This window comes from Ralstonia sp. Ralssp135 (assembly GCF_047304345.1).
GTDB lineage: Bacteria > Pseudomonadota > Gammaproteobacteria > Burkholderiales > Burkholderiaceae > Ralstonia > Ralstonia chuxiongensis.
Genome location: NZ_JBGLYZ010000001.1, coordinates 395,533 through 419,356, shown reverse-complemented (window position 1 = coordinate 419,356; position 23,824 = coordinate 395,533). Strand labels below are relative to the sequence as shown.

The window sequence follows — 23,824 nt, the reverse complement described above, 5'->3', positions numbered from 1 at the left end:
GGCATCCGATATGGCCAAGAAGACCGCCTTCTCTGAATTCAGCGGCGAAATCGGCATCGCCGCGTTGGTGGTTGCCGTCATCGCATTGATGGTGCTGCCGCTGCCCACCGTCCTGATCGATTCACTGCTGGGGCTGAACATCACGCTATCGGTCGTGCTGCTGATGGTGACGATGTACATTCCGGCGGCGACATCGCTGTCGGCATTTCCGTCGTTGCTGCTGTTCACCACGCTGCTGCGGCTCTCGCTGAACATCGCGTCGACCAAATCGATCCTGCTGCATGCAGACGCCGGCCACATCATCGAGAGCTTCGGCAAGCTCGTGGTGGGCGGCAACCTGGTGGTGGGTATGGTGGTGTTCCTGATCATCACCACTGTGCAGTTCATCGTGATCGCCAAGGGCTCCGAGCGTGTGGCCGAGGTCGGCGCACGCTTCACGCTCGATGCCATGCCCGGCAAGCAGATGAGCATTGACGCCGACCTGCGCGCTGGCCACCTGAGCGCAGACGAGGCCCGCAAGCGCCGCGCGCTGCTTGCCATGGAAAGCCAGTTGCACGGCGGCATGGACGGCGCCATGAAGTTCGTCAAGGGCGATGCGATTGCCGGCCTGGTCATCACGCTGGTCAACATCCTGGCCGGCATCGTGATCGGGATCACGTACCACGGCATGACGGCTGGTGAAGCCGCCAACCGCTTTGCCGTGCTGTCCATCGGCGACGCCATGGTGTCGCAGATTCCTTCGCTGCTGATCTCGGTCGCGGCCGGCGTGATGATCACGCGCGTGTCAGACGACGACCACGGCGCCAAGCCAAGCTCGCTTGGCAAGGAGATCGTGCGGCAGCTCTCGACCAGTGCACGGGCCATGTTCACCGCCAGCGCGCTGCTGGCCGGCTTTGCGTTGGTGCCGGGGTTTCCGTCGTTTCTGTTTGTCGCGCTGGCAGGTGCCGTCTTCGCCTTTGGCTACACGTTGCGCAAGCGCCTGAACACGGGCAGCACGGCCGACACCGATACCCTGCCCGCGCTGCTGCGCGAAGGGTCGAAGGACAAAGCGCCGACGATTGCCGACAAGGCCCCGTCATTCACGGCACCCCTGGGGGTTCGCCTTGGCACGCGGCTGGCAGAGGGGCTCGACATTCCGAAACTCGATGCCGCATTTCAAAGCGGGCGGCATGCATTGGCTGAAGAGCTGGGCCTGCCCTTCCCTGGCATTGCCGTGTGGAAGAGCGCCGCGCAACCCGAAGACGCCTATGAGGTGCTGGTGCACGACATCCCGGGTCAGCCGGTGGCGGTGTCCGACGGCAAGGTATCGGTATCCGATCTGCCCGAACCATTGCGTGCGCAACTGGACGCCACCCCGGATACCGCGCCCCACGCTGAACAGGTGATTGCGGACCACGTCGTGCACGTGCTGCGCAAGCACGCGCATCTGTTCATCGGCCTGCAGGAAACGCAGTGGATCATGGAACGTGTGACCACCGAGTACCCGGGTCTGGTCACCGAGGCACAGAAGGCTGTGCCCGCGCAGCGCATGGCCGACGTGCTGCGCCGCCTGCTGGAAGAGCAAGTGCCCATCCGCAACATGCGCGCCATCCTGGAAAGCCTTGTCATCTGGGGCCCGAAAGAAAAAGACACGCTGATGCTGGTGGAGTACGTGCGCGGCGATCTGGGGCGGCAGATCGCGCACCAGGCCACATGCGGCTCACGCAAGATGCCCGCCATTCTGCTGGACCCGACGGTGGAGCAGGCGGTGCGCCAGGCGATCAAACCCACGCCGGCGGGCAACTTCCTGACGCTGGATCCGCAACAGGTCGACACCATCGTGACGCGGCTGGAGCACATGAGCCGCAGCGCGCCGCAATCGGCAACAACGCCGGCGGGTGCGCTTGCCATCGTCACGTCCATGGACATCCGACGCTATGTCCGCCGCATGATCGAGCCGCGATTGCAGGCGCTGAACGTTTATTCGTTCCAGGAGCTGGGCGCGTACGTTGATCTCCAGCCCGTGGGCAAGCTCACGCTGTAAGCCGCCATGACCACGCCCGTACGCCTGTGGCGAGCCCCGCCCATCGTCCATCCGACCACGCCCGTCCGGCGGCCCGTAGCGCAACGCAGCGCTGACGGGCGGGCCGGCATACAGGCCGAACCCTGCGCGGTTGAAAGTACCAGCTGGATACCGCTCGATGCGTACGGCGACGCTGCATGCGAAGACACCGCCGAGCACGAACCGCCCACCCAAGACCACGCCGACGCGCAGCCCGATGAAGCGCAGCCCGAGACCCCGCCGCTGCACACCTCGGCCATGGCCAGCCGCCTGGTGCGCACGTGCTCCGAGATCAGCGTGGGGAGCACCGTGACAGAACATCTCGCGCAGTTGCTCTCCAAGTTCTGCGGCTCCCGCGTTGTAAAAGCCAACAGCGAATGCTGGGAAGTCACGCTCGACCTCGACCCGCGCGTGCTGCCCGACACCCGCCTCACCCTGCGCCTTTCGCCCCACACGCTATGGCTTCGCTTCCTGGCGGCACACCCACGGGCGCGCGACTTACTCTCCGAGCACGGCGATGCACTGCGCCAACGCATTCACGTTTTGCTGGAGCAGCGCATCGATATCGAACTCGAAGTGTGGTGACCGTTGCCACACCCCACCCGACACCTCCCGCTGACTCGCTATGGACACCGGGCTTACGCCATCCCCGCTCGATGCGCATCTGCGTGCGTTCACGCCGGCCCAGGCCGCGTTGACCCGGCTGATCGGCACGCCGTTCCCAGATGACGACGGACGCCACTGGCAACTGCACGCCGTAGACCACGCCGCGCCCATGCAGGCGCCCATGCGATTAGGCATTCGCTCATCGCTGTGTGCGGTCGACGTTGTTGTTGAAGGTGCAAACCACCCCGCGCTCCACGCCATCGCACACGAAGCCGATGCGCAACGCCGCACGGCGCTTGCCGGGCTTTGGCTGACACCGATGCTCGACACGCTGTCTGCGGCGGGCCTGGGAGACGCCACCTTGGCGACATTCACGCGCGAACACAACGATGCGCAACGTAGCGATCCGCCGGAATTGCCGATGCGGCTCGATGGGCCATACGGTGAAACGGCATGCCGCATCGCCACGCTGGATTGGCATGCCGCGCCGCCTGCACCGCCCGTGGCCGATCGCAACGCTGTGCTTGCACAACTCGGCGTGGTGGGCCTGCCGGTGGGCGTTCGTATCGCCAGCCGGCGGTGCGCAACGCACACCCTCTCTTCGCTTGCGGCCGGCGACGTTCTGCTCGGCTGGGGCCAGCACGCCTATTGCCCCGACACCGATGCAGGCGCCGTACGCCTGACATGCGGCGACAGCCGACGCGCCCACTTCACTGCCCATGCTCACTACAAGGAAGGCACTGTGACGATCCTCGATGTTCCTACGCTCGCTGACGACGACACCACCTCCGCGCACTGCACCACATCCGAAAGCACTGACGGCATCGCAGTAGAAGCACTGGAAGTGCCCGTACACCTTGAGGTTGCCGTGATGAGCCTACCGCTGGCCGAGCTGGCCGCGCTGGCACCAAACCACGTCTTGCAGTTGCCCGTCTTGCTGCGTGATGCCACGGTACGCCTGGTCTGCCACGGCCAGACGCTCGGCCACGGGCAGCTCGTGGCAGTGGGTGAGCATCTCGGCTTGCAGATCTCCGCCATGAGCGCGCGCCATGCAGAACATTGAATTCGCCTCGCTCATCATTGCGGCGGTCGCCATTGCGCTGTTGCCGTTTGCCGCCATGGTGGTCACGTCGTACACCAAGATCGTGGTCGTGCTCGGGCTGCTGCGCAACGCGCTGGGCGTGCAACAGGTGCCGCCCAGCATGGTGCTCAACGGCATTGCGATGATCGTGTCGTGCTTCGTAATGGCCCCCGTTGGCATGGAGGCCATGCAGCGCGCCCACATGCAACTCAATGATTCCAGCGCGAACGTCAGCCAGGTCATGCCGCTGCTCGATGCCGCGCGCGAGCCGTTCCGGCAGTTTCTGGACAAACACACCAATGCACGCGAGAAAGCGTTCTTCATGCGCTCGGCGCAGCAACTCTGGCCGCCAGCCAAAGCCGCACAGCTCAAGGAAGACGACCTGATCATCCTCGCGCCCGCCTTCACGCTGACGGAGCTGACGGCGGCATTCCGCATCGGCTTCCTGCTGTATCTGGTCTTCATCGTGATCGACCTCGTGATCGCCAACCTGCTGATGGCGCTGGGGCTGTCGCAGGTGACGCCCAGCAACGTGGCCATTCCGTTCAAGCTGCTGCTCTTCGTGGTGATGGACGGCTGGTCTGTGCTGATTCACGGCCTGGTCAACACCTATCGTTAAAGGGGGCGCCATGGACTACGACAACATCACGCGCCTGACCAGCACGGCGCTCATGCTGTGCCTGCTGGTGTCTTTGCCCGCTGTGGCGGTGTCCGCCATTGCCGGGCTGCTGATCTCGTTCGTGCAAGCCGTGACGTCGCTGCAGGACAGCAGCATCTCGCACGGTCTGAAGCTCATCATCGTATCGGTGGTGATTGTGGTGGCTGCGCCGTGGGGGGCTGCATCGATCCTGCAGTTCGGCAACACGATCCTGCAATCGCTCTTCCAGTAAGGGGGTGCCATGACACGTATCTCCGCCTCGACGCCCAACGTTCTCTCGTTGCCCGATCCGGTACAGGCACCGCAGAACACGGCTGCGCCGCACCATCGCAAGCATCATCGGCATGGCGCGCACGGACACCACCATTGGGCCGAGCAGCTGGTCGAAGATCAACTGCACCGCCACAAGCACGTCGCGCAGGTTGCGAAGCGCGTTCGCCGGCCGCGCACAGGCAAGCGCAGCGCAGCGGGTTCACCCGAAGAGCCCATCACCGACAGCACGTTCGAAGAGTTGCTCCTCATGCTGGAAGAGCATGCGCGCAAGGTCGAGCCCATGGTGATTGGGCTGTCGTCCCGGCAGGGCCAGCGCGACGACGATGACGAACAGTCGCGAGACCACCGCAGCGCCCAGGGCCGCCGTGCCCTGCTGCTGCAGTACTTGCAGGAACAAGCCGCCGAGACTGATGCCGCCGCACCGCAGAAAGCCGCAGCCGCTGAAACCAGTGCGTTGCCAGCCGACACGCTGCTGCAAGACGTGGAGTCGTCCAGCTACCAGCGCCTTGAACAGGAGTTGCTTGCCGTGCGGCATGCCATGCATACGGGCCACCCGATGCCGCTGCGCATGGCGTTCGACATCCTGCGCAGCTATCTGAAACAGGCGTCTATTGAAGGCACGCCAGGCACGCTAGCCGCCGTAAAAGACCGGCTGCTGGCGACCACCACGCCGCAACACGCCGCCAGCGCGCTGACCGACCGCGAAAAGACGTTCAACCTGCTGTTTCCGCTCTTGCTGCTGAGTCCTTCGCGGCCGCGCATCGGCCGCGAGCGCGGCGAGAGCATTGCACGCAGCAGCGCCGTCGCACGCCGCTGGACAACCGAACTCTGGTCTTACCGGGCGGGGCTGGGTCTGGCCCTGCCTCCGCTTCCTGATCCTTCCCCGCAATCACCATGAACAAGCACATCCGCGTGTTGGCAGGCGCGCATGCCGGCGCCAGCCTCGACCTGACGCCGGGCCGCTGGACGGTAGGCCCCGACGTACAAGCCAGCATCCGCATCTCTGATTGGGCGGGCGATCCGATCGCGCTGCTTGTCGATACGGAACACGGCGTCCTGATTGAATCCGACGATGGCGGCAGCACCTGGGACGACCTGACCCCCCGCCGCTTTGGCGAGGTCATTCTCTGTGTCGGCCCGGCCGGCGAGGCATGGCCGTCCGACCTCGCACTGCTGGAGCGCGTGCTATCGCCCGCAGCGACCGAGGCCAGCACCCAGAGCGTTGCCGCTGTGCAAGCCCCTGCTTCCGACACACCCACGCCTGCCCGGCCTCGCGCACGCAAAGGCTGGATGGGCGTGACGGCAGTCGCGCTGCTCACGCCGTGCGCACTGCTGCTGGCATCGACACGCGAAACATCCTCCGCCGCGCATTCCGCAGCCACGGCACAAATACCGCTGATCGAGCGTGTGCGCACATGCCTGGCACTGCACCGCATCGACGGCTTGCAGATCGAGCAGCACGACAACGAGATCGTCGTGCACGGCATCGTGACTTCAGCCGCCGAAGAGCTCGCCACACTGCGCGATCTGCGAGCGGTGTCAGCGTCTGTCCACACCGATCTTTCAATCGCGCAGGAGGTCATTGAAAACCTGCGTGAATCGCTGCAGGAACCGGGGCTGCGCATCAGCTACCTGGGCAGCAACCGGTTCTCCATCACGGGGCCAGCCATGCACCCCGAACGGGTTCGTGCAACGGCAGACCATGTGCGCAGCGACCTGGGCGGCAACATCAAGGACATCGCCCTGGACATCACGCAGGCACGCACGCGTGACCCCAAAGCCGATGCCACATCCGCACTTTCGGTGGATGAACTGAGCTACATCGAAAGCTCCGACGGCACCAAAGATTTTCTCGCTGCGCAGCGTTAAGGCGCCTGTACGTTCTTGCCATTCCCTCTTCAGGAGACCCCTATGTTTGATCACTTCTCGCTCGACATCATCGAAACGTTTGACGGCATTCAGGCTTTTGCCAAGCAGGAAGGCCCAAAGGATTTCGGCCCGCTGAACAAGGCCGTCGAAGCGCTCAAGCGCACCGCCATGGACATTGAACAGCGCGCCATTCGCGCGACGGACGTCAACAACCGCGAGCAGCTTCGCGTGCTGTCGCATGGTTTTTCCAGCGCCGCACAAGTGTGCTCGGGGTTGATCCCGGCATAACACGCGCACCGCGCAGACGGGCTTCGCGAGACGACATCACATTTCGCTTCCTCGCCAGTCCAGCGCAGAGAAATCCACGAAGATGACTTCACGGCGAACACAACAGCAACACGTTCGCTACACCGAATCAGCGGCATCCCATACCGGGGTGTTGTTGAAAAACCCGGCTCTCACCCGAGACCACTCATCCACTGCAAAAGGAGTTTTCCATGACCATTCAAACCGCTACCGCAGGCGTGCGCGATTTTGCTAGCGACGTGTCGTTCAACGCCCAAAACACGGCCATCACCAAGGAAGGCGAGGCTGACATGCTGAACGCGGCCAAGCTGCAAAACGAACTGAACCGCACCAACATGTTCGCCAAGCTGATGGAAGCGGGCCCGAAGGCCGCCAAGGACCTGATCTCGTAATGGTCGGTTCTGGACGGCACACCTTGTGCCGCCAACGTTCGGGAACGGGGCCGCGCCGTTCCCGAGCGGTTTTTCAACACACCGCACCGCGCGCTTCTGCTGTTCTCTGTTCTCGGCCCATCGCGCCGCCGCCCGATTCACTGAATCCGACCTGCTACCGCGATCCCGACATGACACCGATCCACCGCAACGTTTCCGCAGCTCCTGCAACCCCTGCGCCGGACGAATCCACTTCGCGCCTTGTACACGCCCACACAGGTGCGCGCGCATCGGGCACGTTGCAAGCCGTGGTATCCGCCGGCACGCAAGACATGCTGAACGCAGCCCATCTGGAAGATGAGCTGAACCGCACACAGGCATTCGCCAAGCTGATGGAAGCCGGCCCGAAAGCGGCCAAAGATCTGCTGGTGTAAAGCATGAGCATCGAACGGCGCGACAGCCTCATCCGCGACATGTGCGTGCATCTGCAGATTCCGGATGCCGATGCCATCATCGCCGCCGGCAGGCTCACGGTTGAAGGGTTCGAAGTCATCATCGATGCAGTCGAGGAAGACCTCGATGCGTTCTACCTGAACTTCGACTACGGCATCGTCACAGGCGGCCGCACGCTGCGCGTGTTCCGCCTCATGCTTGAAGCCAACGTCACCATCTATGCGCAAGACCATGCCCAGCTGGGGCTGGATGGCGATACGGGCGGCATCATCCTGATCGTGCGCGTGGCGTACGACCCCGACATCGACGGTGAACAGCTAGCCGAACTGCTGGGCCACTATGCCGAGCACGGCCGCTACTGGCGCGACAACATCCTGCAGACCACCGACGACATGTTCGAGAACCTCGCGAACGGCACCTACGTCTGGATTCGCGCTTAACGCGCAATGCCAGGCACGAACGACAACGCTTCCACCCGAGCGGCTTCGCAGCACCCGTGATGATTTCGTGAACGCGAACGTCCGCTGTCATATAACGCCGTACGCTCGCGGCATTACATGCCAAGGTGCTCGTTGAAGCTGACGCGTCGGCTCGGCGGCATCGCCAATCCAAGTTCATGTCTGCCTCACGCACACCGTATCTGCCAACCATAGACATCCCGCTTCTACGCGCCGGTGAGTTCTTCCCGTTCGCTGCGCACCCCATCCTCATCGGCGCATACCAGCTCTGGTTCACCTGTGATGCAGATGCAGATGCAGATCCCGGGTCGGTCACCGTTTGTATCGACCTCGGCAAGCCGCTCGAGATCAACATTGACGAAGCACTGCACGTGATCCTCGGGCTCTGCCTCGGTCTGCCAGCTTCGTCGCGGGGCGTGGTGGCGCAGCAGGCGCGCACCGGCACGCTGGTCTATCGCTTTCCTTACACGCTTCACGACGACCCGACGGGCGCCCTGCTCGTTGACGCAATGTCCGGGCTTGCTGCCTCAGCCATATCGGTCTCAAAGTGGTCAGTGCACTGACGGATTGCGCGTGGGCCGGTGGCATGCAGCTTCGCCATCGTCACGGCGGATTCGCATTGCACGCGCGTTTGTCATTCGGCCGCATCAAAGTGGTATGCCGATTGACCACGCCAGTGCCTGAACATTCCGAGCCATGCCACCTTCACGCCTGTTGCCCGTCAACGTGCCGACATCGCCGTCGGAGTACGAGACACTCCACGACTTCGCTGCGCGCACACCATCGCCCCCGCCTGAGGGCAGCGCTGCTCCGCAGCCTCGCAAAAAAGGTGGCTGGCTCGGCAACCTGAAATCGCGCGTGCGCGAAAAGCTGCCCAAGAGTGACGAGACAGAGCTGGCCACGCTGTTAAGCGATCGCAAGCGCTCCGGCACGTCGTTCAATACGGTGGACAACTACAAGGCGCCCACGCGCGGCACGTTGACGACCACGCCCGAGGCAACACCGCAGGCCGCCGAAGGCACACCGCACCCTGCCACACCGCAGGTGCAGGAACATCACGAGACGCGCCGCGCGGCACGTTCCCAGCGCAAGACGTCGACCATGATGCAGCGCGCCGAACAGGGTGCGCAGCGCCTGCGCCAACGCGGAAAGCCACCGACGCCCCAGGCGGCATCATCGACCGCAGCGTTGACGGTTCCGGCTACGGCCGAAGCGTTCCGCCAGAGCATTGCGCAGTTGTTCCGCACGGCGGGCAGTGCAAGCGAACGTGAACTGCTGGCCGATCGGCTCGGCGTCTTGGCGGCTCCAGCGCAGGGCAGCTCGTCCGCAGCAGGCAGCTACATCCGCCCGATGTTGGCGGCGCGCGCGCTGGCGGCCACCAGCGGCGGCAATGCAGGCGATGCGCTGCGGGTGCTGCAGCACGTTTCGCATGCGGTGCACTTTGATGCTGCCGCCTTTGCGGCACCTCTACCGACGCCGAGCCATGACGGCTCAACACGTTCCACGGGCAGCTCTTCGTTGGGCATGGGCCGCCTGTTCAATGAGACGGCATCGGCAACGTCGTCGCAGCGCTCCAGCACGTCGGACCTGGGCTTGTCGCATCTGTTTGGCGAGGGCGAAACGTCGCCACAGCGCAGCGAGGCCGGCGCCAGCCGAACCAGTGACGAGCAAAGCCCGCGTTCGCTGTCCCGGCAATCCAGCCTGTCGGCCCAGTACGGCTCAGACGGCTCCGCTGGTTCTTCACGCAGCCTGACGGTCCCGCCAATGCCGCAGGGCATGAGCGATGCGGGCGTGGCAAGCGCGGCCTGGCGCACGGCGCAGTTGCTCTCGCGCAGTCACCACGGTTTTGAAGCGCTGACCGGCCTGATGCAGACCCCGCCCACACCGGAGCAGGCGCACACCGCACGCGCCTTCTTGCAAGCGGCCGACCATGTGCATACGGCCGCCACCACGGCGGCCGACCCCACCGCCCTGTTGCACGCCCACCCGGCTGGCAGCGGCACCCAGGCCGAGTCACTCGCCGTCAACGTCATGCACGCCGCTGCGCTCAAGCTGCGCGGCGAGCCCGTCAGCGCGCAACAGGCCGGTGTCCTTTTTGCGTGGCACCAGGGCTTTCGTGAAGACGGTCCGGGCTCGGATCTGGCCAACACCAAGGCACGCCTGGCGAAGTTTGTCGGGCGCACCATTCCGCGGGTGGAAAAGCAAACCACGGGCAGCCATTTCTGGCAGATGATCGGCAAGAAGAAATCGCCGCTGTCATCGGCTGCGCTCGGCATGCACGGCGCACAGCGGCCTGGACTCGTCAAGGAAATGGACACCTATACGGCGGCGCTGCGATCGATGATCGACACGCTTGCGCAGGCTGGCAATGCACCGCCACTGCACACCATCGCGCACCCGGGCGATCTTTGGCGCGGCACGATCCTCGCGCATTGGGCCGAGCTGACAGCCGCCAACGCGCCGTTGAGCGACTACGCACTCACGGCAGAGAAGCTGCGTGCGCTGCAGCCGGAAGTCGGCGCAGCTGTCAGCCGCATGCAGCGCGAGAACGCCGAGCCAACCGCCGTCGCCCGCACGCCGGGCAGCTCGCCGGCCCACCAGGAATTCGCGCAACTCGTGGCCCTGACCGGACTGACCGACGATGCAGACAGCCGGGCCTGGGCGCAAAACCGGTTGAACACGCTGACCCTGCCGCAAGTCAATGCCGCGCAGGCCCACGTGGCGCAGCTCATCGACCACGCCGGCCTGGTGGGCGAGCCGCCGGAATACCTCGTGGGGCTGCAGCCATCGGCCACGCTGTTGCGCTACTGGAGTGCCCACGCGGGCGAGGCCGCCGAGGCGCCCGCATTCCGAAGCGCACTTGAGCGCGCCGACAAACTCGAGCACCCGGAAGACCTCAAGATGCAGGCGCCCACCATCGAAGACGCGCGCAAGACCATCGAGACGCTGCTCACGTCCATGGAATCAGGCAACAAGGTGCGCCTGTCCAACGGTGGCTGGATTGGCGGCAGCACGGCCGGCGTATCGACAGGCTTGTCGCACGTCGGCAAGGCGTTGCCGGTGCCCGTGTCCGTACAACTGGACGCCAATTACGGCAGGGGCCGCCAGGCCGTGGTGGAAATCGGCCGCAGTTCACATGGGCGCGACGTGTTCGTCGGCACTGACCGCACGATGCGCGCGTCGGTTGGTGTGGGCGCCTCCGTTGGCTACGACCTCAAAACGTGGGGCAAGCGCCTGCGCGCCAATCTGTTCGCCGTCAAGGTCACGCCATTCGATCTGGAGACAGGTGAGCCGCGCGGCGTGGTCATCCGGGCCACACGGCCCACGCAGCGCCCGGTGGAAGGCCACGACGACTGGGAACCCATCAAGTACGACGACAAGGCTGCGGCCGATGCCATTGTCAAGGCCACCAACCTGCTGTTCGAGCAGGCGAGCGCCGCGCCCGAGCACCGGCCCGATGCCGACACGCTGTGGAATACGCTGGCACAGCACTTCGGCGAAAGCGGTGGCAGCGGCGGCATTTCCATCAGCTGGGTCGACCAGACCAAGAAGCGCTGGCGCGCGTCAATGGATGCCAGCGTTGGCATGAACGTACGCGTGAGCAGCCCTCACACCCCGGTGCGGATCGGCCCGTCAGCACGGCTGCGCGGCGAGAAGACGCTCAGCAACACGGCCACCCTGCAGGAGAAGACCGGCACGATGCGCATGGAGCAGTTCAGCGTCGCCACGGGGCACAAGGTGACGGCGCGCGCCGGCCTGGCGTTCTCGGTGGGCCGCACCTTCTACACGGCAGCCCCCGACGACAACGCATCGGCCAAGGCCGGCGAGAGCGGCAAATTCACACAATCGTTTACCGGCGGCATGCCGCTCGGGTTCAACTGGAAGCTCTCCGAAGGCGGCCACACGACGAAGGTGAAGATGGCTTACCAGAACGGCAAGATTGCCGATCGCGTCAGCTACTTCGACACCGAATACCGCAGCGTGCGCGAATACCTGGCCGTGGTGCGCAGCGACCGCGATGCGTGGATCAACATGCTCGCCCACAAGCCCGGCGGTACGCCGGAAAAAGCCGCGCGTGAGTTCGAGGCCTATTGCGAGACCGTCGAGACGCACGCCCGCCCCAACCAGCGCTACCTGCATCGGCATCGGCTTCGGCCGTCGGCCGCACGCGAGATCGAGGGGCACCTTGCCCTGGCGGACCTGCATCGCAGCATCGATCCGAATTCTGCCGACGCGCAAGCTTCCGAAGCGCTGGCGCAGGCGCTGCTGGAGGCGCCCACGTCCCGTGTGCCGGAGAAGCTCGCGATCGTCGAACAGGTATCCACCAGCCGCAGCCGTGGCCTGACGAGCGCGCTACAGCTACGCGCCAGCAAGGAAGCGGAAGGCACGCGCGAACTCGCTGCCATCAAGTTCGGCTGAAGATCATTTCATCAAATTGTCATATAAGCCGGTGAATTAATCGTTTCGCCGGTTTTTTATGCGCTTATGCGCATAATCGTTCACGCAGAATGCGGCATTCGCATGCTCAAAATGAAAATTGCATAGTCAACAAAAAAAACTCAATCAGATCTAAACGCGATTTCACTCTTTATAGGGATGTGTGAGCAAATCGTGAACGTTATGCTTGGCCCCAGTTTGAAGCGCCATCTGCAGCGATTCAATTCTTTAGCGCAGTGGCTTGAAAGAAGGGGAGCGCCATGAAGTTCGCCGTATTGACCTCAAACCCATCCAGCTTTGCCTACGTGGCAAGCTGCCTATCCAGTGAAGAGGCGGAGTGCGTCCGCTTTGACGACGCCCTATCGTTGCTGCGTGCGCGCCGCACGGAAACGTTTGATCTGTTGATGATCGATGCCCAGCATTTCCGTACAGCGGGGCAGCTCGTGCTGTCGTGGCGCGAGTGCAATGCCGACATGTGCTGGCCCACCCTGGTGTTCGGGCAGTTTGTCGACCGCGGAGACATGGCGTCGGCCTTCGATGCCGGCGTGGACGACGTGCTGACCGGACACTTCAGCGCTGAAGAGCTGCAGGCCCGCGTGCAACGAGCACTGCGCCGTGCCGAGCCGGTACGCCAGAATGCCGGCATCCACGTCGTGGTGGGGCCGTATCGCCTGTGCCGCCTGACCCGCACGGCTACGGTCAACAGCATCCCCATTCGCATGACCGCTCGGGAGTTTGCGACGGCATGGCTGCTGTTCTCTTCGCCGGGGTCGTTCCTCTCGCGCCAGCAGATCGCATCCGCCGTGTGGGGCGCAGACGCCAGCATCGTCGAGCGCTCGATCGAGCAGCACATCTACAAGCTGCGCAAGAAACTGCAGTTCGGCCCCGAGACCGGCGTGGAACTCAAGACCGTCTACGCACGCGGCTACCAACTCGCCGTGCAAGCCGCTAGCAACGAGCCCGCAGGCCCCCAGGCGCGCACCATTCTGGCCGCTTAAGCGGCCTTTTTGCGCAAACGATTGCGCGCCGCAGGGCCCACTGCGCCCACGGCAAATTCTTTTAGCAATTCTTAATAAAACGCCTCAAGGCAGATAATTTCAGTATCGGCTTAATAAATTCAGTGCCGGTTTAAAAAATATTGCCTTGTTAATGGTTATCGCGTTAGTGACTTTCGTGCGAGCGGATTTCACCCGCACATTGCTGATATAGCGCCGCCAATTCGGTCCGATTGCGTGCTTGTAAGCGCATCAGAATTTGGCGCACGTGCGATTTCACGGTTTCTACGCCGATATGCAGCGCCTGCGCGATTTCCACATTGGACTTTCCCGATGCCGCCTCTCGCAGGATGTCGCGTTGGCGTGGCGTCAGAGCGGAGAGCAAAGCCCCCTTGCCGGACGAACGAGCGGGGGCCTTCCGCCTGGACTCCAACATCCGCCCAAGCATCGCGTGCGCCTGCTCCAGCGTAACGGGCTGGGCGGGCGGCGCTTCGCCGGCGGCCGCGGCCAGCTCGGTCAAGTCGACCAGGATCCCACCGTTTGGGGCGTGCGAAACCTGCCGAACCGCGATCGTGAGAGGCACCACCGCCTGCGCCCGCCAAGCGGCGGCTGCAGGGAAAGGGGAGAAATACTGGCGTTCTGCCGTACTGTCGGCTGCGTGTAGCAGCACGTCGTTCTGGACCCGGGCGTTCATGTCGTCCTTCGCTTTCGTGAAAGCTATGCATCTGGATGCAGTGGCGCTCGCGGATGGGTATCGCGGCAGCCTCTTACTCTCTCTGTGCAACGAGGGAGAAAAACCGGAACCCCGATCGAAAAAAAATTTTCGCGGCCGACGAACGCTCAGCGCGGGCCGATGCGCACCCACACGCCGGCAAGCTCCTTCACCCGGATGGGGAGCGTTTCGGCCAGCATGTGCAGGGCACGACGTCCGTCGAGCGGGAACCGCCCCGTCACGTGCATATCAGCCACTTCAGGGAGCAGCTCGATCAGGCTCCGGTGGTAGGGGCGCAATGCGTCAATCACGTCGGACAAGGGCTGGTGTTCGACCTCGACCATGCCGCGCGTCCAGGCCGCCACGTTGCGGGCCATCAGCGTCAGTTTCTCGATGCCGCCGTCACCAAGGCGCCGTACCTCGCCCGTACGCGCCGTGGAAACGGCACCGGCCGGCGTGGACAACGCCGCGGTGCCTTCGAGCACGGCAACCGTCATCGCGCCATCGGGCTCCAGCGTTGCGCAGATCATGCCGCCCATGCATTCCACCGCGCCCGCGGCGGACCACAACCGCAACTGCCCCGACGGCGACCCGGCGACGGCCAGGACGCTGCCACTGCGCAGACGCACGTCGTAACCGCGCGCAACCGCTGAGGCATCCACGGCGCTGCGCGCATTCAGGCGTAATTGATAGCCGCCAGCCAGCGTGAAGTCGCGACGCTCCGAGGTCGCCGTGCGCATGTCGGCAGCGAGGTCGGTCAGCGGAATCTCTCTGTCAACGAGGGCGGCAACGCCCAAACCCAGCCCGCTGAAGATGAGCGCGCGGCGCACATGCCGTGCTGTCGACGAAGGCGCATCGAGAAGCCGTCGCGCGGCGCGCCGATGCGGCTCTGCCACGGAGGGCAGTGCCATCGAGCCCAACGCGCCTTGCAAACGTTGCACGGCGGCGGCGTGCGCGGGATCGGCCTCCTGCCAGGCGGCAAAGCGCTGGCGCTCCATCTCGGACGCGGTACCCGAGCGCAGTACGACAAGCCACTGGATCGCCTGCTCGGCAATCCGATCGTCCAACACGTGCTTCACGATGATTCGGCCAAATAGCACAGGCGCAAGGCCTGCGTCATGTATTTCTGCACCATGCGAACGGACACCTGCAAGCGTTCGGCGATCTCGGGGTACGTGAGGCCATCGAGCTGGCTATAGAGAAAGGCGCTGCGCGCCTTGGCGGAAAGCCCATCGAGCACACGATCGATGGAGGTGAGGGTCTCGAGGATCAACGCACGTTCTTCCGGCGATGGCAGCGTCGCTTGCGGTTGCGTGGCAGCCCACGCGATATAGGCCTCTTCCAGATCACGACGACGCCAGATGTCGTAGAGCAGACGCTGCGCAATCGTTGTCAGCAACGCGCGCGGCTCGCGGGTGTCTTGCCACCCTGGCCTCTGCAGCAATTGCGCAAAGGCTTCCGCCGCAATGTCTTCGGCGCCAAAGCGGCAGCCCGTCTTGCAGCCCATACGGCGGGCGAGCCAAGCATAGTGTTGTCGGAACCAGTCAGAAGCCAGTTCGGTAACTGGCTGGCAGGTTTGCGTCACGGTACCCTCCGCGAAAATCTGTGCTGGCCGTGCGTCGGCAAACGGCCCGATCTGTTGGCGAGAAAGCCCACACCCAGATGTCGAGATTTTACCCACCGCTGATATTTCAGGGGCGCATTTTTTCGGCTTTTATCGCAGTTTTTCGGCACACCCACCACATCCGGAAGCCCCATGCTGGCATCGTTGAGCGGTGCAACCCGGTTGCTGCAATTTGTTGCAGCAACAACCGCCTCGGCGCCCGCCCATGCCCCCCGAAGAATCACCCCACCCCCCGTTCGACGACGACGCATTGCCAGCGCATGCCCTGCGCATCGGCACCCGCAATGTCTGGCTGGCGTATGACAGCTACGCCGAGCCCGACATGCTGACGGCGTACGTCGAGCTCGGCCCGCGCGACACGTTGGACGTCGCGTTCACACTTAATCTGCTGCTCGGCCTCTGCCTGGAAGTGGACGGCGCCGCACGCGGCAGCGTCGTGCAACACCCGCAAACCGGCCAGATGATCTATCGCTTCCGCTATGCATTGGACGACGACCCCGAAGCAAGCAATTTGCTCGATGCCATCGCTGCACTCACCGCGGAGCTGGACAACGGCGCCGCGTCCACACGGTATTGAGCCGCCGCATGCGGTCGCTTCGGATGCCGACGCAGCACTTCGGTGCCCGTGACGTTCGCCGGCAGTGGCTGGCTAGGCTTGCAAGGTTCAACTGTGCTCGGGCGAATTGCCATGCCCCGGCATGCCAACCTCGGAGCCCCCGCCCACCATGAAGATATTCTCCCGACACTCCAGCGCGACGCCTCCGGCGCAGACGTCGTCCGGTGCACCGGCCTCGCAATCCGCGCAGCCATCCATGCCAAGCGTGCGCAAGACTTCGCAGTTGCCTGGCGGCCTGCGTGACCTTGCTGACATGGTGACGGCGAGCCGCCAGAAGAAAAGCGCCGCATCGCTGACGAACGAGCAGCTCAAGGTTGCGCTGTCGAGCACCACGCTGAGCGGACGCGGAACGCGCGCCGCGCAGCGGGAAGCCCAGAAGCGTATTCGCAACGGCAAGCTGCAGTGGCCGCCTCAACAGCCGGCACAGCCGCAAACCGCTGCGCCGCAGGCACAGGGGCACGCAGGCAGCGCCAGCGAACCGCCGCCTCACACCCCACACGCGCAAGCGAACCCGAACCCGACGCCCACGCCAACCGAGCAGCCCCACGCCGAATCGTCTGGTACTGCCCACGCCGAACACACAGAACACACAGAACACGGCACGCAGCAGGACCTGGCCATCGTGCTGCGGCCGCCGTCGCCCTCGCCGTTGTCTCCCTCATCCAGCGCGCACGCGCAAGGGCGCCACACGCCGCCCGGGGCGCCCGTGTTCGATCCCGATACCGGCGCGCTGAACAAGCCCCAGTTGCGCCAGATGGCGCTTGCGCTCAAGGATGCACTACCCACGGTACCGGTAGCGCTCACGCGCTCGCACCCACTCAGTGACGGGCTGCGCGCCAAGCTCCAGCATCAGCTGGGCACCATCCAGACGATTGCCGCGGACAACACCCGCAAGGCTCCGCATGAGGTCGGCATGGCCGTGCGTGATGCCTTTGCGTCGGCGGCCAAGACCGCCCGCCGGCTTGCCAAATCGTTGGGCAATCATGACCCGGCCGACGCCTACAAGGGGATCGCAGCGCTGCTCACCGAGCTCAAGCGCACGCACCTGAGCGGCAGCGCGCACGAGGTCATGAGCCACTACGCCGAGAAGGAAACCGCCAACCTCGAAGCCAAAGCGCCCGGCATCAGCACGGCAAAGCCTGGCTCCAACGTGAGCACAGGCACGTCGGGCAGCGTGTCGATCTCGGCCTTCCCCACCAACCGCTATGCCGGTGCCCACGTGTCGGTGGAAGCGGGTGGCGGCAAGGGCCGCCTGTACTTTGCCGATGACGACGGCGACGTCGACTACTGGCCCTCGGCACAAGCCTTCGCCAAGGTCGCGCTGGGCGGCAAGCTGGGCGAGTGGGCCGCCAAACTGACGGGCCGGTTGGACCTGTCCGGCGGCAATGTCTACCTCGAACACGATGACTTGCGTCAACTCGTCAAGCTCGTTGCCAACCACGATGCCAACCATGCCTGGGTCAAGTCTGCCGGGCCACATGCGCGCCAGGCGATGCAGCAGCTGGAATCGTTGGCCAATCTCGTGTCTCACGCCATCGGGCGCAACTACACGGAAGCCGCGGGCAAGCCGTACTTTCTGAACGACGCCAAGATTGCCAAGGGTTTCAACACGTTGAAGATGACGCTGCTGGCCGGTGCGATCGACCAGAAAGTGGGCGGCGAGCGCTTCAGCACGCTCATGAAAGCCGCGTACCCGCCAATCGCCGACGTGCTGACGGACCGCATCGGCAGCGGACAGCCCATGCCGGCGCAACCGCGACGCGACGTGCCCGATTCCGTGGCTTATGGCGACCGCTTCCTGGCCTATCGGCAGGTGACCGGCAGCGTGGATGCCAACGTCGGCAACGAGACCCACGGCGGCACCAACCTGGAAGCCGGCGGGAGCTTTGATGTGAACGTGCGCGGCAATGTGGCGCAGTTCTTCACGGAAAGCGCTGCCGCGCCGCACACGCTGCTGGACCCCGGCTATCACAAGGATTACCAGTCAACGTTCAAGCTCCATCAGCAGCTCGATGCCGCTTGTGCCGAGCCGCCCCCCGCGCAGCTTCACCTGTACAACGCGACACGCAAGGCACTGACGCACGAACTGCACGCAGGCCCTGCACAGCCCTTTACCGAAACCGAACGGCTGCACTACGGCGAGGAAGCCAACATCCCTGCGCAGTTCCGCAACGCCATCACACACGCCAGCCCCGAGCAGCTCAATCACGCGACGGATCAGCTGGAGCATCTCATCGGCACCTATCTGCAATTTGCGGATCACGCCGGGGCAGTGCTCGCGAAGAACGATCGCTTCATGCCCGCCAAAGAACGCGATACGTTGAATCAGCATCGCGAAGCGGCCTTCGCACAGATCAACCAGACCGTGTGGCATGGCCGCTATCCGCAGAAAGATGCGCTGGCCAACCCCGAGGCGTTCGTCGCCAAGAGCCATGCTGCGATCAGCTTGGCGCTCGGCTGTGTGGGTGCGCATATCTCTGTCGTGAAGCAGCAGATGGCGTTGCGCGAGGAGCACGGCACGGCCGCGGCCGAAGCCATCCTGACGGCGGATTCGATGTACAAGACCGCGCGTGAAATGCTGGACAAGACGTACCTGCCGCTCAAGAACTACGACGTGCAGAAGAACGGCCCGCTGAAAGACAAATCGCTGTGGCAGCGCTGGGATACGGCACTGAAGGCGACGGTGTCCGGCGGTGCGCAAAGCAGCGCGCTCAACGCGATCCTCAACCGCTTCGGCCGGTCCAGCGGCAAAGTGCAACTTGGGCCTTTCACGGGTTCCATCTCGGTCGGAAATAGCGCGGGGCAAGTCTCGCTCACTGCCGAGGCGCGCCTGATGAATGCCAATCATCAGGTCAACCCCAGCCGCACAGGCAAGTTCTGGCAATTCACGTTCACCGCGCAGGGTGGCGCTCCCATTACCGGGGCGATACTGAACAAGGCAATCGAAGCGGCCATCGAAAAATTCGCGCCAAACATGCGGCTGCAGGACGACAAGTTCGATCCGCACGAGTTGCTCCGCCAAACACAGGGGCTGCTGCTCAACGTGACCGACGGCACCAGCCTGGTCGTCAAGTTGCGTCAGGCGCCTGACGTGCAGAACGCCCCGATGGAGCTGCAGTACGCGCGCGTGCTGCGCAACAAGAACAGCGGCATGAGCCTGTCGCTGACGGTACCGACACCTCACGGCACGTTCACGCCGTCGGTCTCGCATACGGACAGCACACAGAGCTACGCCGGCGAGGTGATGGGTTCCGACACGAGCTACCTCATCATGCAGCATCCGTTCCTCGCCAAAATCGTCGACGCGGAAGCCCACCGCGAAGACGCCGCACTGCGGCAGGCGTTCGATGCGAACCCAGTGCAACGCGATCGCTATCTCGCCAATCCGAACCTGATGGCCGATGTGGTGGCCAAGTACGCAGCGGCGACGCAGGAGATCAACGCCGCGGCAGCGGAGAACCGCCCCGTCCAGATCAAGAACGAGTTCGTGCGCTACCACGCCGCAACGCCGTTCGCACGCGCGGCCCAGGTCTCGACGCAAGTGGCTGCGCACGCGCCAGGTTCGACCGCCAACGGAGAACAGCTGTTCAAGCTTGCCGAACCGCTGGCCAAGCCGATCGACGTGAGCCACCTTGACGTGGAAGCGATGCGCGCACGCCTGCAAGCCATGACGACCATCGAGGACCGCGCCGACTATCTGTGCGACTCCAGCCAGGGCCGTCCGCTGCTCGACGCGTTCTCGAAGATCATCGGCAACACGCGCGCCATCAACTCGGCTGCGCTGTTCCATACCGAGGAGCGCAACACCGGTATCCAGTCGCTGGTGCGCAACCCCAAGGCGCTGCAACGCGAGAACGACCGAACCCAGGCCGCTCTGCACGGCAAACCGCAACCGACGGGCACCGTCGGCCAACTGCGCACACGCCTGGAGCCGGCCAAAGCATCGGTCAAGCAGGCCAACCTGGCGGATCTGCAGCAGCTCGCTGCCATGAACCTGCCGATCAGCCAACAGGCACAGCAGGAGCTGCAGCGCCGCAAAGCGCTGCTCGGCAACGCATTCCCGACCGACGAGGGCCAATCGCGGACGTAAAGCCCGCTGACTTCACTCTCGGCCGCCAGCCCAGGATGCGTTCGGGCTGGCTTTTTTTTCCGGCTTCCAAGCGTTTCCTGTTTCGTCCAGAAGCACCAAAAATAAAGGCCGGCATCAAGCCGGCCCATGGGAATACACGATTGAACTGGCGTATCAGCCGGCGTGCAGCCATTCACGCGCAACTGCAACGTGCCGCTGTGCCAAGCCCTCGCCGGCCCTGCCGTAGCGTGCAACGTAACTCTGCAGCGGCCGCCAAGCCGCGAACTTCTGGACAGCCTCGTCAATCGACCCGCCAGCGGCACCATATTCGAGCAACGCTGCGAAAGCCTCGGCGCGCACCATTCGCGCGGCAGCGTCTTCGGGCAACCCGGGCTCGCGCAGGCGCTCGCTCACCAACAGTGCCATCAGCGCGTCGAGAGGCAGCGCCTCTTCGTCAAGGCAACCCAGCGCATAGCGCTCTTGGGCTCGCTGAAAGACGGAGCTGCGCAGCGCCGGCAGTTCGCACAGGCCATCCACCAGTTGTCCGAGACGGCGGCTGTCGCGGTATGCACGCATGGCGTCGGGCGCGATGGCGCTGATATAGCGCTCCATCCAGATGCACAACGCATCGCTGCCATATTCGGCGTCATAGGGCTGCAGGCGTGCGCGCCAGCCCTGGCGCAGCGCCATCCAATCTGGCGCAATGCTGGAACCGGCCGTCGCGACGGCACCGGCTGCGGAGCGCAACTCGTCCAACCGTGCTGACAAGTGCGCTGGCACATCGACGCGGCACGCTGGCGGCAGATCGCGCAGCGTATCGGGCAAGCCAGCCAAGGCGTGGCAGCCGCGCAAGTCCAGGTGTGTGAGGTGCTTCAGCTCGCCAACAGACGCTGGCAAGCTGCGCAGCGATCCGCAATCGCGCAGGCGCAGCGTGCGGAGTTGCGTGCATTGGCCAATGCTCTGTGGCACGGCCACGAGGTTCGACATGCCGGAGACGTCAAGATGACGCAGCTTGCGCAGTCGCCCGAGCGATTCGGGCAGTGTCGTCATGGCGGTGTTCTCGCGCAGGTCCAGCCGCTCCAGTTCGGCCAGGTTGCCCAAGGCATCGGGCAGCACGGAGAGCACCGGATTGCCGCGCAAGTGAAGCTCGCGCAGCTGCGCAAGCTGGCCCAGGCTGATGGGCAGTTGCACGAGCAGCTTGTTGGATGCCAGCACCAGCGTTTGCAATGCAGCCAGCGTGCCAAGCTCAACCGGCACGATGCGCAGATCCGTGCCCTGCAGTACCAGGCGCTCCAGCTTGGGCAATTGCGACAGCGACGACGGCAGTGCGCGCAGCGGCGAATCGAGCACGACAACCTCCTGCAGCTGCAACAGCTTGCCGATCCGCCCCGGCAACGCTGTCAACCGCGGGTTGCGCGCGAAATGCAGCGCGCTCAGGTTGACCGGCAAACCACCAGATGCCGGCCACTCGAAGAGATCGCAATCATGCACGGTCAGCCGCTCCAGCTCTTCGGCCAGGCACAAAGCCGCAGGCAGGCGCATCACCGGAATGCCGTCAAGCACGAGGTGCCGGCTCTTCTGCTGCATGGCCAGCAGCATGCGCGTGGCCGCCAGGGCCAGGCCTTGCTCCGTGGGCCGTGCGGTGTCGGTCAGCAACGGGCCGCTGTAGCGGTGCAGGCGACGCGCCATCTCCTGCTGCCAACCCGCCACCGCCTCGCATACGGCCAGCCAGCGGCTGGCATCGGTGGGCGGAACGGGGGCCCGTAGGCCGTGGCCCTGTGGCATGGCTTGCTGGATGCGGAGTGCATCGCGCGCCGCGCCCGCGCGCTGTTGATGCTGCGTGCGCGAAGCAGTCGCCGCTACCTGTCGATCATGATGCGGCGTCGGCACGTGAAATCGGTTGGCGGCTGGCGACGGCTCGGCGTGCCCGGTCCGCACACGCTGCAGCACGCGCCGCAATGCGCGCGACAGCTTGTTGGTCACCGAGACACCGGCATCCGCCGCGCCCCAGTCGGCACGGGTCTGCGCGAGGGTATCGGGCGGCATGGGGGCACTACCGTAATGTGATTGCATGATGGGCCCAAGAAAAGATGAAGTGGCAATAGGCGGCGGGCAACGCGCCCTTTCCGCCTGTTTGCTGATCGTATGGACCGCCGCGCAACATGACCTGTGGCAGGACGAACCCGTTGCGCCCGCGGCGAACCGTCATGCCAACACATGCTGTCGACGCTGCTTCGCTACAAGCCAGGCAAATTCGCACGGTGCCAGCGCAACGCCCGGCACGCGTTTCTATGATGCGCGCATGCTCGTTACCGGAGATCCGCAATGCATGCCCCATCGTCTCGCATCATGGCTGCGCGGGAGCGTCGCGCAACCACCCACGCAGTCCCGCCCACACGTCGCGAAACACGTCACAACTGGCAACAGCAACGCCTGCAACAACGCCACCCCGTGACGCGCGCCTGCGCTGGCAGGCTAGACCATGCGCGGGCGTAACCGGCTCGCCGCGGTGCTGCGGCGGGGGCTGGTTTTTGCCATTGCGCTGCTGGGCTGCCTGCCTGCCGCGGCCCTGGCAGATTGCATCGACGATGCCGCTGCATACCACGGCGTCAACGCCCAAGTCTTGCGTGCCATCGGCTATCAGGAATCGCACCTGAATCCGCAAGCGCACAACCGAAACCGCAACGGCAGTGAAGACCTGGGCATGTTCCAGATCAACACCATCCACCTGCCGGAACTGTCGCGCTACGGTATCGGCCGCCAGATGCTCTATGACCCGTGCGTCAGCGCCTATGTGGCCGCCTGGCATCTGGCGCGCAAGGTTCAATTGCACGGCAACAGCTGGCATGCCATCGGCGCGTATCACTCAGAGTCGCCAGGGGAAAACGGCATCTATGCCCGGGCTGTGGAAGGCATCCTGAACCGCAAGCTCGCAGCACGCGCGCCGCTGCCGGTTGCCGGGCAAACGCGTGCGCAAGAGCCAGCGCCACAACCCATGCAGGATGCCGCCAAACCTATGCACGCCGTCGTTCTCAAGCACGCGGCAGATGCGCCCCCCGAGCACGGGAGGCATGTGTTGAACGCCCCGACGGCAGGTGAAGATGAACATTGGCTCGATGCCATGCTGACTAGCCTGAACCAGAGTGCAAGCTTGCGGGACCGGTTCAGCCGGTAAGCCCGTGCGCCGTCGCTTGACTGCGTGGCCCGACCGGCCCTGCATGCCGCGTTGCGTCTGCCGCCCCAGGGTCCGAACAG

The 23,824-nt window shown here is 64.4% G+C and carries 21 protein-coding genes; 17 read left to right on the top strand and 4 right to left on the bottom strand.

Going from position 1 to position 23,824, the window contains the following annotated elements:
• Nucleotides 1-10: 10 nt before the first annotated feature.
• The 14 genes from ACCD03_RS01870 (at nt 11) to ACCD03_RS01805 (ending at nt 13,551) form a co-directional block, all read left to right on the top strand.
• A complete protein-coding gene (locus ACCD03_RS01870; RefSeq protein ID WP_413410655.1) occupies nt 11-2,023 on the top strand; it encodes an FHIPEP family type III secretion protein in 2,013 nt (670 codons plus the stop codon).
• A gap of 6 nt (nt 2,024-2,029) precedes the next feature.
• Nucleotides 2,030-2,626, top strand: a complete 597-nt coding sequence (sctP, locus tag ACCD03_RS01865) for a type III secretion system protein SctP (RefSeq protein WP_413410654.1) — start codon at nt 2,030-2,032, stop codon at nt 2,624-2,626.
• Between the two features lie 40 nt (nt 2,627-2,666).
• Nucleotides 2,667-3,710 (top strand): type III secretion system cytoplasmic ring protein SctQ, encoded by a 1,044-nt coding sequence (gene sctQ, locus ACCD03_RS01860; RefSeq protein ID WP_413410653.1) that lies wholly within the window; start codon nt 2,667-2,669, stop codon nt 3,708-3,710.
• Complete coding sequence (gene sctR, locus ACCD03_RS01855; protein ID WP_045205537.1) at nt 3,697-4,347, top strand: type III secretion system export apparatus subunit SctR; 651 nt, start codon at nt 3,697-3,699, stop codon at nt 4,345-4,347. The genes sctQ and sctR overlap by 14 nt, the downstream gene beginning before the upstream one ends.
• A gap of 10 nt (nt 4,348-4,357) precedes the next feature.
• Entirely contained in the window at nt 4,358-4,618 is a 261-nt protein-coding gene (gene sctS / locus ACCD03_RS01850; RefSeq protein WP_024978147.1) for a type III secretion system export apparatus subunit SctS, read from the top strand.
• Nucleotides 4,619-4,627: 9 nt separating this feature from the next.
• Nucleotides 4,628-5,557 (top strand): type III secretion protein HrpV, encoded by a 930-nt coding sequence (locus tag ACCD03_RS01845; RefSeq protein WP_413410652.1) that lies wholly within the window; start codon nt 4,628-4,630, stop codon nt 5,555-5,557.
• The gene (gene hrpD5 / locus ACCD03_RS01840; RefSeq protein ID WP_413410651.1) at nt 5,554-6,528 is read left to right on the top strand and encodes an HrpD5 family protein; all 975 of its coding nucleotides are present in this window, start codon (nt 5,554-5,556) and stop codon (nt 6,526-6,528) included. Before ACCD03_RS01845 ends, hrpD5 begins: the two co-directional genes overlap by 4 nt.
• Nucleotides 6,529-6,570: 42 nt before the next feature.
• Nucleotides 6,571-6,816, top strand: a complete 246-nt coding sequence (locus ACCD03_RS01835) for a type III secretion protein HrpX (protein WP_413410650.1) — start codon at nt 6,571-6,573, stop codon at nt 6,814-6,816.
• Nucleotides 6,817-7,025: 209 nt separating this feature from the next.
• Nucleotides 7,026-7,226, top strand: coding sequence for a hypothetical protein (locus tag ACCD03_RS01830; RefSeq protein WP_045205541.1), 201 nt, complete (start codon nt 7,026-7,028; stop codon nt 7,224-7,226).
• Between the two features lie 170 nt (nt 7,227-7,396).
• Entirely contained in the window at nt 7,397-7,639 is a 243-nt protein-coding gene (locus ACCD03_RS01825; RefSeq protein ID WP_045205542.1) for a hypothetical protein, read from the top strand.
• A gap of 3 nt (nt 7,640-7,642) precedes the next feature.
• Nucleotides 7,643-8,098, top strand: coding sequence for a molecular chaperone Tir (locus tag ACCD03_RS01820; RefSeq protein WP_413410649.1), 456 nt, complete (start codon nt 7,643-7,645; stop codon nt 8,096-8,098).
• 176 nt (nt 8,099-8,274) lie between these two features.
• A complete protein-coding gene (locus ACCD03_RS01815; protein WP_413410648.1) occupies nt 8,275-8,679 on the top strand; it encodes a hypothetical protein in 405 nt (134 codons plus the stop codon).
• A gap of 133 nt (nt 8,680-8,812) precedes the next feature.
• Entirely contained in the window at nt 8,813-12,535 is a 3,723-nt protein-coding gene (locus tag ACCD03_RS01810) for a hypothetical protein (RefSeq protein WP_413410647.1), read from the top strand.
• A gap of 278 nt (nt 12,536-12,813) precedes the next feature.
• A complete protein-coding gene (locus tag ACCD03_RS01805; protein WP_045205546.1) occupies nt 12,814-13,551 on the top strand; it encodes a response regulator transcription factor in 738 nt (245 codons plus the stop codon).
• A 163-nt stretch (nt 13,552-13,714) separates the two neighbouring features.
• Here ACCD03_RS01805 and ACCD03_RS01800 read toward each other — a convergent pair whose 3' ends face one another.
• The 3 genes from ACCD03_RS01800 to ACCD03_RS01790 all read right to left on the bottom strand — a co-directional run bounded on the left by ACCD03_RS01800 (nt 13,715) and on the right by ACCD03_RS01790 (nt 15,845).
• Entirely contained in the window at nt 13,715-14,242 is a 528-nt protein-coding gene (locus ACCD03_RS01800; protein ID WP_316675348.1) for a helix-turn-helix transcriptional regulator, read from the bottom strand.
• A 146-nt stretch (nt 14,243-14,388) separates the two neighbouring features.
• Complete coding sequence (locus tag ACCD03_RS01795; protein ID WP_413410646.1) at nt 14,389-15,339, bottom strand: DUF4880 domain-containing protein; 951 nt, start codon at nt 15,337-15,339, stop codon at nt 14,389-14,391.
• Nucleotides 15,336-15,845, bottom strand: a complete 510-nt coding sequence (locus tag ACCD03_RS01790) for a sigma-70 family RNA polymerase sigma factor (RefSeq protein ID WP_316675351.1) — start codon at nt 15,843-15,845, stop codon at nt 15,336-15,338. Before ACCD03_RS01790 ends, ACCD03_RS01795 begins: the two co-directional genes overlap by 4 nt.
• A gap of 244 nt (nt 15,846-16,089) precedes the next feature.
• Between ACCD03_RS01790 and ACCD03_RS01785 the strand changes: the two genes are divergently transcribed.
• Together ACCD03_RS01785 and ACCD03_RS01780 are read left to right on the top strand one after the other, a co-directional pair.
• A complete protein-coding gene (locus ACCD03_RS01785; RefSeq protein ID WP_045205550.1) occupies nt 16,090-16,461 on the top strand; it encodes a hypothetical protein in 372 nt (123 codons plus the stop codon).
• Nucleotides 16,462-16,609: 148 nt separating this feature from the next.
• The gene (locus ACCD03_RS01780) at nt 16,610-20,590 is read left to right on the top strand and encodes a type III effector protein (RefSeq protein ID WP_413410645.1); all 3,981 of its coding nucleotides are present in this window, start codon (nt 16,610-16,612) and stop codon (nt 20,588-20,590) included.
• A 153-nt stretch (nt 20,591-20,743) separates the two neighbouring features.
• On the opposite strand, the gene ACCD03_RS01775 is transcribed toward ACCD03_RS01780, so the two are convergent.
• Complete coding sequence (locus ACCD03_RS01775) at nt 20,744-22,615, bottom strand: leucine-rich repeat domain-containing protein (protein ID WP_413410644.1); 1,872 nt, start codon at nt 22,613-22,615, stop codon at nt 20,744-20,746.
• A 436-nt stretch (nt 22,616-23,051) separates the two neighbouring features.
• On the opposite strand from ACCD03_RS01775, the gene ACCD03_RS01770 reads away from it, so the two are divergent.
• Nucleotides 23,052-23,744 carry a lytic transglycosylase domain-containing protein gene (locus ACCD03_RS01770; RefSeq protein WP_253535617.1) on the top strand — a complete coding sequence of 231 codons (693 nt, stop codon included), beginning with the start codon at nt 23,052-23,054 and terminating at the stop codon, nt 23,742-23,744.
• Nucleotides 23,745-23,824 lie beyond the last annotated feature (80 nt).